The sequence below is a fragment of the Rhizobium redzepovicii genome (assembly GCF_019793435.1).
In the GTDB taxonomy this organism is placed as follows: Bacteria; Pseudomonadota; Alphaproteobacteria; order Rhizobiales; family Rhizobiaceae; genus Rhizobium; species Rhizobium redzepovicii.
In genome coordinates, this window is record NZ_JAILYH010000009.1 from 222,400 (window position 1) to 234,684 (window position 12,285).

Annotated in this window: 14 protein-coding genes and 1 pseudogene; 3 read left to right on the forward strand and 12 right to left on the reverse strand. The window is 61.4% G+C overall.

Translation table 11 applies throughout. The features are described 5' to 3' along the window. Nucleotides 1-22: 22 nt before the first annotated feature. From K6N12_RS16545 to K6N12_RS16560, 4 genes are read right to left on the reverse strand one after another with little or no spacing between them, the layout of a single operon-like run. Nucleotides 23-787, reverse strand: coding sequence for an amino acid ABC transporter ATP-binding protein (locus tag K6N12_RS16545; protein WP_131711168.1), 765 nt, complete (start codon nt 785-787; stop codon nt 23-25). Beyond that, on the reverse strand, nt 784-1,539 hold the full coding sequence (locus tag K6N12_RS16550) for an amino acid ABC transporter permease (protein ID WP_131711167.1): 756 nt from the start codon (nt 1,537-1,539) through the stop codon (nt 784-786). Before K6N12_RS16550 ends, K6N12_RS16545 begins: the two co-directional genes overlap by 4 nt. Then, nucleotides 1,536-2,243, reverse strand: a complete 708-nt coding sequence (locus tag K6N12_RS16555) for an amino acid ABC transporter permease (RefSeq protein ID WP_097626131.1) — start codon at nt 2,241-2,243, stop codon at nt 1,536-1,538. Before K6N12_RS16555 ends, K6N12_RS16550 begins: the two co-directional genes overlap by 4 nt. Next, nucleotides 2,240-3,013: an SDR family oxidoreductase gene (locus K6N12_RS16560; protein ID WP_222148881.1), complete on the reverse strand. Its 774-nt coding sequence runs from the start codon at nt 3,011-3,013 to the stop codon at nt 2,240-2,242. Before K6N12_RS16560 ends, K6N12_RS16555 begins: the two co-directional genes overlap by 4 nt. A gap of 232 nt (nt 3,014-3,245) precedes the next feature. Here K6N12_RS16560 and nac point away from each other — a divergent pair, with 232 nt between their 5' ends. Continuing rightward, a complete protein-coding gene (gene nac / locus K6N12_RS16565; protein ID WP_097626324.1) occupies nt 3,246-4,151 on the forward strand; it encodes a nitrogen assimilation transcriptional regulator NAC in 906 nt (301 codons plus the stop codon). Between the two features lie 12 nt (nt 4,152-4,163). Here the strand turns inward: nac and K6N12_RS16570 are convergent, their stop codons facing one another. From K6N12_RS16570 to K6N12_RS16605, 8 genes and pseudogenes are all read right to left on the reverse strand, one after another. Further along, nucleotides 4,164-5,366 (reverse strand): pyridoxal phosphate-dependent aminotransferase, encoded by a 1,203-nt coding sequence (locus tag K6N12_RS16570; protein WP_183855772.1) that lies wholly within the window; start codon nt 5,364-5,366, stop codon nt 4,164-4,166. 62 nt (nt 5,367-5,428) lie between these two features. Next, nucleotides 5,429-6,196 carry a 5-oxoprolinase subunit PxpA gene (locus K6N12_RS16575; protein WP_222148882.1) on the reverse strand — a complete coding sequence of 256 codons (768 nt, stop codon included), beginning with the start codon at nt 6,194-6,196 and terminating at the stop codon, nt 5,429-5,431. Nucleotides 6,197-6,217: 21 nt separating this feature from the next. Then, nucleotides 6,218-7,213: a 5-oxoprolinase subunit C family protein gene (locus K6N12_RS16580; RefSeq protein ID WP_097626128.1), complete on the reverse strand. Its 996-nt coding sequence runs from the start codon at nt 7,211-7,213 to the stop codon at nt 6,218-6,220. Beyond that, on the reverse strand, nt 7,210-7,917 hold the full coding sequence (pxpB, locus tag K6N12_RS16585) for a 5-oxoprolinase subunit PxpB (protein ID WP_222148883.1): 708 nt from the start codon (nt 7,915-7,917) through the stop codon (nt 7,210-7,212). The genes K6N12_RS16580 and pxpB overlap by 4 nt, the downstream gene beginning before the upstream one ends. Beyond that, the gene (locus tag K6N12_RS16590) at nt 7,914-8,339 is read right to left on the reverse strand and encodes an acetyl-CoA carboxylase (protein WP_097626126.1); all 426 of its coding nucleotides are present in this window, start codon (nt 8,337-8,339) and stop codon (nt 7,914-7,916) included. Before K6N12_RS16590 ends, pxpB begins: the two co-directional genes overlap by 4 nt. Continuing rightward, nucleotides 8,336-9,730 (reverse strand): acetyl-CoA carboxylase biotin carboxylase subunit, encoded by a 1,395-nt coding sequence (accC, locus tag K6N12_RS16595; protein WP_222148884.1) that lies wholly within the window; start codon nt 9,728-9,730, stop codon nt 8,336-8,338. The genes K6N12_RS16590 and accC overlap by 4 nt, the downstream gene beginning before the upstream one ends. Further along, the gene (locus tag K6N12_RS16600) at nt 9,730-10,161 is read right to left on the reverse strand and encodes an acetyl-CoA carboxylase biotin carboxyl carrier protein (RefSeq protein WP_222148908.1); all 432 of its coding nucleotides are present in this window, start codon (nt 10,159-10,161) and stop codon (nt 9,730-9,732) included. The genes accC and K6N12_RS16600 overlap by 1 nt, the downstream gene beginning before the upstream one ends. Nucleotides 10,162-10,716: 555 nt before the next feature. After that, nucleotides 10,717-11,334: pseudogene (locus K6N12_RS16605) on the reverse strand (adenylate/guanylate cyclase domain-containing protein); the annotation flags it as partial. 248 nt (nt 11,335-11,582) lie between these two features. Between K6N12_RS16605 and K6N12_RS16610 the strand changes: the two are divergent. Together K6N12_RS16610 and K6N12_RS16615 are read left to right on the forward strand one after the other, a co-directional pair. After that, the gene (locus K6N12_RS16610) at nt 11,583-11,837 is read left to right on the forward strand and encodes a type II toxin-antitoxin system Phd/YefM family antitoxin (RefSeq protein WP_037093691.1); all 255 of its coding nucleotides are present in this window, start codon (nt 11,583-11,585) and stop codon (nt 11,835-11,837) included. Continuing rightward, entirely contained in the window at nt 11,834-12,256 is a 423-nt protein-coding gene (locus K6N12_RS16615) for a type II toxin-antitoxin system VapC family toxin (protein WP_097626124.1), read from the forward strand. The genes K6N12_RS16610 and K6N12_RS16615 overlap by 4 nt, the downstream gene beginning before the upstream one ends. Nucleotides 12,257-12,285: the final 29 nt, after the last annotated feature.

Below are 12,285 nucleotides of genomic sequence, written 5' to 3' on the forward strand. Positions count from 1 at the left end.
CTTTGTTTTTAATGGTTAGGTATCAATGCCTGAGATCAGCGAGGAACCGCTGAGCCCGGGGATGGGTCGGATTGCTGAAGAAGTCCTCGGGAGCTGCCGTTTCGATGATCTGGCCGGCATCGATGAACCAGATCCGATCGGCGACATCGCGGGCGAAGCCCATTTCATGGGTGACGCAGAGCATGGTCATGCCTTCGGAGGCCAGGCTCTTCATGACGGCGAGCACCTCGCCGACCATTTCGGGATCGAGCGCACTGGTCGGTTCGTCGAACAGCATCACCGGCGGTTCCATGGCCAGAGCACGGGCGATCGCCACCCGCTGCTGCTGGCCGCCCGACAGCTGGCCGGGATAGGCGCGGGCCTTGTCGGCAAGGCCGACCCGGTCGAGAAGCTTGAGCGCCTTTTCGTGCGCGACATCGGCCGCGACGCCCTTCACCCGGATCGGCGACATCGAGACGTTTTCGGCCACTGAGAGATGCGGAAACAGGTTGAAATTCTGAAAGACGAAGCCGATCCGGCTGCGCATCGCGTTGAGTGCCTTTGCCCGCATGGAGGCGTGAATGTTCTGCCCGTCGAGCGTGATCGATCCGCTGTTGATCTCCTCGAGGCGATTGATCGTGCGGATCAGCGTGGATTTCCCCGAACCAGACGGTCCGCAGATGACGACGACTTCGCCGCGCGCCACCTCAGCGTCGATGTCCTTCAAAACCGGATAGTCGCCATAGCTCTTGCAGACCTGCGAAAGCCGGATCATCTGCGATTCCTGCGTTGAAACGGACATGGTCATAGCTGCTCCGATACGATTTTCGACGGCGTGACCACGGCGGCGGAGACGTTGAGAAGTCCCGCACGCCGCCGCGTGATGCGCCGCTCGAGGCGATTTGCGAAGTAGGTCAGCGTCCAGCAGATGGCGAAGTAGACGATCGCCAGGATGAGGAAGACCTGGAAGGGCTGCGTCAGCAGCTGATTGTTGACCTGACTTGCGGCAAAGGTCAGGTCCGGCACGTTGATCACGTAACCGAGCGTCGTATCCTTGATTGTCGAGACGAAGGTGGAGAGGATGCTCGGGATCATGTTGTAGAGCGCCTGCGGCAGGATGATGTAGCGCATCGCGCCGATATAGCTGTGGCCAAGCGCCCGTGCCGCATCCATCTGGCCAGGCCCGAGCGCGACGATGCCGGCACGGACGACTTCGCTCAAAAACGCGCTCTGATAGACCACGAGCGTCGTCAGCATGGTGACGAAGCTCGGTACGTCGGCGCCGGTCAGCAGCGGCACCAGGAAATAGCTCCACAGGATGAGCATCAAGAGAGGCACGCCCCTGGTGAAATAGACAAGGGCGGTAACCGGCCAGCGCAGCAGCGGCGATTTGGAGAGCCTCGCTATGGCAAACAGGATACTGATCGGAAAGGCGAGAGCGATGCTGAGCGCCGACAGGATCAACGTATTGGCGAGCCCGCCGAGCGGTCCGTTCGGATATTGGCCGATCAGAAGCAGCAGCCAGTAGTCGCGGACGATGGCGATCATGTCGTGGATCATGCGCGCGCACTCCTGGCAGGATCGGCGCGCATCGACAGATAGGCGCCGATGCTCATGATCACGAGCGAGAAGAAGAGGTAGAGAACTGTGCCGATCAGGTAGATTTCGAAGGTGCGGAAGCTGAGGTTTTCGATTTCCTTGACGGCATGCGTCAGTTCCGACGCGCCGATGACGACGGCGAGGCTGCTGTTCTTGAACAGGGAGACACTGTGATTGATGAGCGGCGGCAGCGCGTTGCGCACGCCCTGCGGCATGATGACGAAGCGCATCGCCGAGACATAACCGTGGCCCAGCGCGCGGGCTGCCTCCATCTGGCCGGGACCGACCGAGCGCACGCCCGAACGAAGATCTTCGCTGAAATAGGCTGCCTGGCAGAGCCCGAGCCCGATCACCGCGAAGATCGCCTCGGCATTGTGGCTTGCAAGCCATGTTGCCACCCCATTCGGCATCAGGGTGAAAATCCCGAAATACCACAGCATCAGCTGAACAAGGGTGGGCACGTTGCGATGGTAGGATACGTAAGCTGCGACTAACGGAGCGCCGAAGCGAAAGGGCGACAAGCGCACAGCCAGCAGCAGCAGTGCGAGCGCCATCGCCAGCGACCAGGACCCGGCATAGATGATGAAGGTCATCTCGATGCCATGCAGCAGCATGGCGGCATATTCGGGATTCCCCAGGATTGCCGAAAGGTCGAAGCCGCTCACGAGCCTGGCTTCCCAGATGGATCTGTCTTCGGCTGCGGCCTTGCGGTCTGCAGGCCGCCCATGACCTGCAGCGTCGGCGTGATCTCCATATGTCCGATGTTGACGGCGACGGGAGCCGATATGGCGAAAGCGATCGCGTCGGCGATATCGGTCGCTTCAGGCAATTCGAAACCGTCGATGAACTTTTCCCGGATGCTGGGATCATTGCCATGAACGTGATTGAAAATATCCGTGGCGACCCGGCCGGGGCAGATTTCGGTGACCCGCACCCGCTTGCCGAAAGCGTCGATGCGCAGCTGGTTGGACAGCATGCTCACGCCGGCCTTGGTGGCGTGATAGGAGGAGTTGCCGCCGAAATTATAGGCGCCGGCAATCGACGAAATGTTGATGACATGGCCGCGGTCGCGCGCCACCATGCCCGGCACGACGAGGCGGCAGATGTGTAGAACCGCGCGGAGATTGACGTCGACGAGGAGATCGATATCGCCCTCGTCGGCTTCCAGGAACTTCTTCGGCCGATCGACGCCGGCATTGTTGACGAGAATGTCGAACTCCACCCGGCCGGCGAGCTCGGCGATCGCCGGGCGGTCGGTCACATCGATGGCATGGGCAATGCAGCCCGTACGTTCTGCCAACTGCTGCAGTGCCTCTGCGCTGCGGGCGGCGGCATGGACTTCGATGTTCTCCCGGCGAAGCCGCTCAACCACGGCTGCGCCGATTCCGGAGGAGGCGCCGGTCACCAGTGCAGTCTTGTAGTCGGAGAATGGCATAGTCGTTCCCTTGTGGTTGATTGAGACAGTAGCGAAGCTTTAACCCCTTGCCTAAGACCGATTATCTCTGGAGCAATAAGCAACGGTTATGGAGCCGGTGCGGTCTGCCGAAGAAGAGAAAGCGGCGATGCCGGTATTCTCTCGCGGCCTCGCTTCAGGCCGCGCCGCGTTGCAAAAGCAAGGCGCCTCTGCAAACATGCCATCCGCAGATCAGAATGGTACCCCGATCCCCATGGACATCAGACGCCTCAAATCCTTCATCGTGATCGTCGACAGCGGCAGCATCACACGAGCGGCGGATCTTTTGCATATCGCCCAGCCGGCTCTGAGCCAGCAGCTCGCGGCGCTGGAAGAGCATTTCGGCCACAAGCTGCTAATCCGCAGCCAGCAGGGCGTCAGCATGACCGATGCCGGACACGCGGTATATCGCCATGCCCAGATCATCCTTCGGCAAATGGAGCAGGCGCAGGCCGATGCATCGGCGGCGGGCAATTCGCTTGCCGGGCGCGTGTCGGTCGGCCTGGTGCCGTTCAGCAGTGCGGCGACGCTCTCCGTCGATCTGCTGGCGGAAACCCGGAAACGGCATCCCGGTATTCTGCTGCACCTGACCGAAAGCGTCGGCCAGACCTATAGCCAGATGATCATGAACGGCCGGCTGGAGATGGCGCTTCTGCATGGAACCGGACCGATCAAAGGCGTGCGCTTCGAACCGATCCTCAGTGAAGAGTTTTTCCTGGTCGCCCATCGCGACTTTGCCATCGAAGCGGATACGAAACCCGTTCCGGTCAACGCTCTCGACGGCATACCGATGCTCCTGCCGCCGGCCTATAATTTCGTCCGCCGTGCGGTCGATACGGCCTTCACCCGCACGCGCACCAATTTGAAGGTCGTGGCGGAAGTCGAGATCGTGCGCACACTCGCCCGCGCGGTCGGCAGCGGCCTCGGCGCGACGATCATGCCGAAGGCGATTGCCGATCGCATCGTCTCGGAATCGAGCGAGCCGCTGATCTGCCGGCTGGTCTCGCCGCGGATCGAGGAAACGCTGTCGCTTTGCGTTTCCGATCAGAATCCCCTGTCGGAGCCGGCGCTTGCCGTCCGCGACATTCTTCTCGAGCTGACGGCGCGGCTGAAAGCCTGAGGTGGCTGCCGGCTAGCGCATATCCTTGCAGAACTGGGCGATCCGCGCGCAGCCCTCGCCCAGTTTTTCCAGACTTGTCGCGTAGGAAATACGGAAGAAGGGGCTCATTCCGTAAGCCGCGCCTTGCACGGTCGCGACATAATGCTCCTCCACCAGACCGATGACGAAATCGACGTCGCTCTCGATCTTGCGCCCGCCCTTGCTGGTCTTGCCGATCAGCTCCGAAATGTTGGGATAGATATAAAAGGCGCCCTCGGGCCGGTGGCAGCGCAGCCCTTCCACTTCGGATAATTTGTCGAGAACGAAGTCGCGTCGCGTCTTGTAGATAGCGGCGCGCTCCTTCAGCAGGTCTTGGGGCCCGTCCAGCGCCGCGGTTGCCGCCGCCTGGGTCAGCGTCGCAATGCCGCCGCCATTCTGGCCGTTGACGTTGCTAATCGCCGAGATCAGCTCTTTCGATCCGGCGCAGAATCCGAGGCGCCAGCCGGTCATCGCGTAAGCCTTGGAGACGCCGTTCATCGTCAGGACGCGATTGTACAGTCTCGGCTCGACCTCCGCGATCGTGCAGAACTGGAAGTCGTCATAGACCAGATGTTCGTAAATATCGTCGGTCATGATCCAGACGTTTGGATGGCGCAGCATGACCTCGGCGATGGCGGCCATCTCAGCCCGAGAGCAGGCGGCTCCGGTCGGATTGTTCGGGAAATTCAGGAAGAGCCATTTGGTGCGCGGCGTGATCGCAGCCTCCAGATCTTCCGCGCGCAGCTTGAAGCCGGTCTGCTCATGGCAGGGGACCGGAACCGGTACGCCGCCGGCGAATTTGACGATGTCGGCATAGCTGACCCAGGAGGGCGTGGGGATGACGACCTCGTCGCCCGGATTGCAGGTCGCCAGCATGGCGTTGAAGATCACCTGCTTGCCGCCGCCCGAGACGACGATCTGGCTGGCGTCGTAGTCGAGATTGTTGTCGCGCTTGAACTTCCGGATGATGGCGGATTTGAGCGCCGGCGTGCCGTCCATCGGCGGATATTTCGTATCGCCGGCGAGCGCTGCCGCGTGGGCCGCCTCGATCGCATGTGCTGGGGTGGGGAAATCCGGCTCGCCGGAGGAGAGGCTGACGACTTTGATCCCCTTGGCAGCCAATTCCCGGGCGCGCTGGGTCATGGCGGCGGATGCTGAAATGGAGACGTTTTTCAGGCGGTCGGCGATAATGGACATCGACATGATCCTTCGATGAGGAATTGAAAACGAGAGACCGCCCGCAGGCGATCGGGATTGCGTTATTCGGCGAGTTCGGCGGCAGGTGCGAGGGTCGCGCCCGTGGCTTCGATCTCGGCGCGCACGATGCCAGCAAGCTCAAGGGCGCCCGGCGTGTCGCTGTGGACGAGGATGGAGCGCGCCGGCATGGCGATCACACCGCCGTCGCTGGTCTCGACGCTGCCGTCGAGGAGGAATTTTCGCACACGGGCGCGCACGGCGGCTTCGTCCTTGATGACGGCGCCCGGCAGCCCGCGCGCAACAAGCCTGCCGCCGGCGTCATAGGCCCGGTCCGCGAGGAAGAGCGCCAGCGTTTTCAGGTGCGCGCGTTTGGCAGCCCCTTCTATCTCGCTGCCTGACGTGACGAAGACGACGAGATTGGCGTCGACAGTTGCGATCGCATCCATCATCAGGTCGGCGAGAACAGGATCGCGGTTGACCATATTGCCCATGGCCGCATGAAAGCTGAGATGGGAGACGGTGACGCGCTCGGCTCTGGCGATCGCCATCAGCGCGCCGAGCTGGTAGAGCATCTGCTGGCGAAGCTCGTCTGCCTGAAAGGGTATTTCACGCCGGCCGAAGCCCGGCCGGTCGGGCAGGCCGGGATGGGCGCCGATGCCGACGCCATTCTGCTTTGCCAGCCGCACCATCCGCCCCATCGTATCGGGGTCGCCGCCGTGGAAACCGCAGGCGATGTTGGCCGAAGAGACGATTTTCAACATCGCTTCGTCGTCGCACAGGCGGTAGGGACCAAATCCTTCGCCCATGTCGGAATTCAGATCGATCTTCATCAGTTCCTCCTTTCGCTCCGCTTAGGCCATCGCCTTCAGGGCGCGCTTGACCATCCCGGATGTCAGCCTGATATCCTCTACATAACGGGCGACGGCCTGTTCGACCGCGCGCGCTTCCGCATGCGTCGACCGGACGAATTTCAGGCGGGCGCCGATGCGGGCCTGCCCGAGCCGCCAGAGGTCGCATTCGATCACGCCGGCGACCTTCGGATAGCCGCCGGCCGTATTCGCATCGCTCATCTGCACGATCGGTTCGCCGCCGGGCGGAACCTGGATGACGCCGGGCACGACGCCGTGAGAGCGCATTTCGATGGAGGCAGTCGGCGTGATCGGCTCGCCGGACAGGCGGTAGCCCGTGCGGTCGCTGCGCGAGGAAATCCGCCAGGTCTGGCCCCAAAAGGCTTCGCCGTCTCCGGCGAAAAGACCATGCTCGCCGGCAGGCAGAGCGCGGATCGGCAGCGCGCCGTCGACGGGAGCTGGGAAGACGTCGCGCAGTGCCACGCCCGGCTCGACGACGGCGAGGCCAGTGGCCGGCAGCATGGCGATCTCCGCATCCTCGCCGACCGTGATCCGATCATCCTTCGCCAGCGGCCTGCCGGCATTGCCGCCAAAGCCGCCCCGCAGCGACGTGCTGCGCGACCCCATGACAACTGGAATATCCAGCCCGCCGCCGAACGAAATATAGGCGCGCGCCCGCCGCGGGGGCTGCTTCAGTTCGAGAACCTGTCCGGGCTCTGCCATATAGGCGCACCAGGGAATGAGCTCCGATCCCTCGAGGTGAGGATGACCGTCGGCGCCGGTCACGGCAAAGACGGCGCGCCGCTCGAAACGCAGGCTGAACGGGAAGGTCTGCACCTCGATCACCGCCGCATTCTCGTCATTGCCGACGAGACTATTGCCGATCCTGACCGCAAGCGGATCCATCGCGCCGCTCGCCGACACGCCGATGTCGCGATAGCCGGGGCGTCCGAGATCCTGCACCGTGTTGAACGGGCCGCTTTCCAAGATCTCGATCATAGCTCAATCCTTGCCGGCAGGAACCGCACCGTATCTCCAGGCGCCATCATGGCGGGGTTCTGGGCGGTCGGGTCGAACATCTCGAGTGTCGCAAAGCCGATGGAGTTCCAGCCATTGGGGCCGGTCAGCATGGCGACGCCGGTTTGCATGCCGCCGATCGTCACGCAGCCCTTCGGCATCTTCAGCGACGGCACGGTCTTTCGCGGCATGTAGATGCGCGGATCGAGGCCATGCAGATAGCCGAAACCCGGCGCGCTGCCCAAGGCGAAGACCCGATAGGTCGCTTCATGATGGATGCGGACGACCTCACGGTCGCTTAAGCCCGAGAGATCGCAAAGGGCCGCAAGATCGCTCGCATGTTCGCCGCCGTAATGGACGGGAATCTCGATGGTCTTGCCGTTGAGATCGATGCTCTGCGCATGCTCCCATGCCTCCAGCAGCCGGGCGACCACCGCATCTGGATCCTCGGGCGTCTCCTTGAAGATAACCAGCAGGTTGGTCATTCCGGGAATATTTTCGGCAAGGTCCGCCCAGCTTCTCACCGTCTGAGACAGGGCCCAGATCCGCCGCTGCGCGATCAGATCGAAATCGCCCGGCGCCTCGAGCAGGAAGGATCTGGCCCCGATCGAGGAAACCCGCGCCCGGCTTTGGGTAGCCGGAACGATTTCACGTTGCGAGGCATGTCTGTTCGTCGTGGCGATCATGATGGCAGCTCGATTTCGAACAGAGGGTCACCGAAGCCGACCAGGGCGTCAGGCTCGGCGAGCAGCCTAGTCAAGACACCGGAACGGCCGGCGCGAAGGGGAAGCAGCACATGCCCTACCCTGACGAAGCCGAGGACATCTGCATCGGATACGAAGCGCGGCAGAGTTTGGGGCGTGACAGCGGCGGCCGGATGTTCGGCGCAGAAATGCCCCGCCAGCGGCGCCTTCACAACGACAGGTGCAGAGTTCGAAGCGCGGGGTGTGGCTGCCGGCACGCTGATGCGGGCGTCGCCCTCCTCCGAAACGACGATGCGAAGTTGCCCGTCCGGCCGGGAGATTTCGAGACCCTTCACGCCGGCGGCCGTCAGCGCCTCGGTGAGGAATGCGATGGTTGCGGGATCGCTGAAGTCGATGGCGCTCATGCCGCCCTCCTCCGCAGCTTCAGCCAGTGCTCGAGATAGTGGATATCGGTCTCACCGCGTGCGAATGCGTGGTCCTCGAACAGGGCGCGCAGGAAGGGGATATTGGTGGCAATGCCCTCGATCTCGGTTCCGGCAAGCGCCTCGCACATTCTGGCCATCGCTTTCGCCCGCGTCGGCGCGTGGACGATCAGCTTGGCGATCAGCGAGTCATAATAGGGCGAGACCCTGTAGCCGGCATGAATATGCGTATCGACCCGGATGCCCTGCCCCTGCGGCAAAGTCAGATGAGTGACGACACCGGCCGACGGCAGGAAAGTGTCGGGATCCTCGGCGTTGATGCGGCATTCGAAAGAATGGCCTTCGCAGGTGACCTCGCTCTGGGCGAGATCCAGAACCTCGCCCTGGGCCGCTTTTATCTGCGCCTGGACGATATCGATGCCGCTCGTCAGTTCGGTGACGGGATGTTCGACCTGAAGCCGTGTGTTCATCTCGATGAAGTAGAAAGCACCGTCCTCATAAAGGAATTCGAAGGTGCCGACGCCGCGGTAGCCGATCTGGCAGCACGCCTGGACGCAGGCCATGCCGACCGGCTGGATGATCTCAGGCGCGATCCCGGGCGCCGGCGCCTCTTCCACCACTTTCTGATGGCGCCGCTGCATCGAGCAATCCCGATGTCCAAGCCAAACGGCATTGCCGTGATCGTCGCAAAGAACCTGGATCTCGACATGGCGCGGATGCTCCAGGAATTTCTCCATGTAGAGGGCGGGCGAGCCGAACGCCTTGCGCGCCTCTTCCCGGGTCAGTGCAATTGCCTCATGCAACTGATCGGCTTTCGGGACGACGCGCATGCCGCGGCCGCCGCCGCCGCCGGACGCCTTGACGATGACGGGATAACCGATCTCCAGCGCAATGCGCTCGATTGTGGCCGGGTCGTCGGGCAGCGCGCTGTCGGGACCGGGAACGCAGGGTACGCCGGCCGCCATCATCGCTCGCTTCGCCGCGATCTTGTCGCCCATGGTCGCGATCGACGAAGCGGTCGGACCGATGAAAGTCAGCTCGGCCTTTTCGACGGCGTCGGCGAATGCGGCATTTTCCGACAGAAAACCGTAACCGGGATGAACGGCGCCGGCGCCGGTCAGGCGTGCGGCGAGAAGGATGGCATCCTGATTGAGATAGCTCCTGCCCGCACCCGACGGGCCGATGCAGAGAAAATGGTCTGCGGTTGTAACGTAGGGCGCTTGCCGGTCCGCTTCGGAGCAGATGGCGACCGTCTTCAGGCCGAGTTCGCGGCAGGCGCGCTGAACCCGGGCGGCGATCTCGCCGCGATTGGCGATGAGGACGGTATCGAAGCGGCGTTCTGAAGCAGCGGATTGTTCCGAGGTTTTCGGCATCAGGCGATCTCCGCCAACAGGTCGCCGGTCTCGACCTCGCCATTGTCGATATCGGTCAGGTGCGTGATGCGCCCGGATCGCGGTGCGGCGATCGTATTGAAGACTTTCATCGCCTCGATGATGAAAAGGGTCTGCCCCTCCTCCACCGCGTCGCCGATCGCGACAAATGGCGGCTCGCCGGGCGCCGGCGCCCGGTGCAGAACGCCAAAGACGGGCGCCTTCACCGCATGGGAGGTTTTCGCGACGCTCAAAGGCGCATCGGAGACGAGGTTTATCATCGATTCCGGCTTTTGCGAGGGCTCGGCAACGCCTGCCTCTGCCGGCGACGTGCGAAAGATCCGAACCGTCACGTCCTTTTCCGTCACGGTCAGCTCGGTAATATTCGATCGTCCGACAAAGTCGATCAGCGTCTTGATCTTCGAGAGGTCCATATGCATGCTCGGAATTTCAAATTCCACCGCGCAGACCTGAAGTCTCACGTCGCCCGGTGTCGTGATTTTCGTAGCACGACGTATGGGCTGATGGGGTCAGACGAAGTTTTGATGGAGCGCAATCCGCGCCCTATGGAAGATATCGCCGAATGCCCCGATGGCAGCCGGCGCCGTCGAGGTGAATCGAAACCGTGGAAGAGCAATGCGGTTTTGGAGACGGCTCGCGTGCTCATCTGTTGCAGGTCGGTCGGAAGCGCCTGATGAACGACGTCAACCCTTTGGACCGCAACCCGTGATTGACAAAGTGACCGCGACGTCAGACGAGTTTGAACGTTTTTCGTGCCGCTTCGAACTTACCGTTCATATCATCCAGTTTTATAGCAACCCAAAATTCTGTTTTTCGTCGAACGGGCCGGCGTCAAGCTCCGGTTTAACAATTAACGACCACACTTTATCTGTGCTTGTACCAGAAGTGTCAGTATCGATTTTGAATTTATATTTGTCTTTTTGCTTCTCGTCGTAGCCATTTGGGTTTGAAACGTCATCACTACCGTCAAATGGCAGGATTGCTCCGGATGGCTTGTTGACGGGTGCCTGCGTGTGGCCGTTTGTGGCAAGCGGCATGCCTTCACCGCAGGCGACATTGCCCCAATCGGCAAAATAGACGTGCACCGGACGGGAGATGTTCTTGACGGTCTTTTCGCCCTGGTCTGCGAAATCGAGGCCGAGCTTGTTTGCGACTTCGTGGCGCACGGCCGCCGAACAGGCGATACCACCAGGCGCCGCAAGGGCTTGCAGCCGGACTGCCACATTAATGCCGTCCCCATGAAAATCGTCCTCGTCGAAGACGATGTCACCCAGATTCAAGCCTATTCGGAACGCAAAATGCCTGTCCGCAGGAATTCCGATGTTGCGCTCCAGCATGCCGCGCTGGATTTCGACCGCACAACGTGCAGCACTCAGCACGCTGCCGAACTCGACAAGGAAACCGTCCCCCATTATCTTGATGATATGCCCGCCATGGGTTTCGACGGCAGGATCGAAGAGCTCCCGGCGATGTAGCCGAAGGGCGTTGAGCGTCTCCTCTTCGTTTGCCTCCAGAAGACGGCTGTAGCCCACCACATCGGCAGCCAAGATAGCCGCCAGCCGACGTTCAAGAAGCTCTGCACACATGCCCGTCTCCCCAACGTGCTGGTGGCAATACTATGCAATGGACGATTGTATTACTGACAACTAAAATCTCCCTCCCGGCCGAAAGAACTCCCGGAGTTGCAAGCTCACGGCAAGATCGGCAATGCCACGGGCCCTGCTTAGTCAGAGATATGGCTGATATTGTCGACGAATGAATTCAACGACGACACAATGCTTGTTCTGACGGCCGGCAGTGTTATATGTAGGTAAATACCTACATGAGGCATGCCATGACCGTTACCACGCTTTCCAGCCGCGAGCTCAATCACGATGTCAGCAGTGCGAAGAAAGCTGCAAAAAAGGGGCCTGTCATCATAACGGACCGCGGCAAGCCGTCCCATGTGCTTCTGACATATGAAGAATTTCAACGTCTTTCCGGCAGCCGCCAAAGCCTGGTCGATGGGCTTTCCATGCCGGGCTTATCGGAAATTGACTTCATGCCAACGCGGGTCGAGATCAAAACCCGCGGAGTTGACCTGTCTTGAGCTATCTGCTGGATACGAATGTCATCTCGGAGCTGCGCAAGGTTGGTGATGGCAAGGCTGATCCTCAAGTCGTGGCGTGGATCGAAACCGCGAACGCTTCAGACTTTTATCTCTCTGCAATCTCCATTCTCGAATTGGAACGAGGCGTGCTTGCGATCCAGCGACGAGATGCGCGCCAAGGCTCACGCCTGCGCACATGGCTGGACGACCATGTGCGCCCGGAATTCGTTGGCCGGATCCTGCCGATCGACGATGCCATTGCAACGCGTTGCGCGCATCTGCATATTCCCGACCGGCGCAACGAGGCCGATGCGTTGATTGCTGCGACCGCACTCGTTCACAATCTTACCGTGGTGACGCGAAACGTGAGAGATTTCGACGGCACCGGTGTCGTCATTGTCGATCCTTGGCAAGGCTGAGCAGCAGAGCTGCTTGCATGGATCAGATC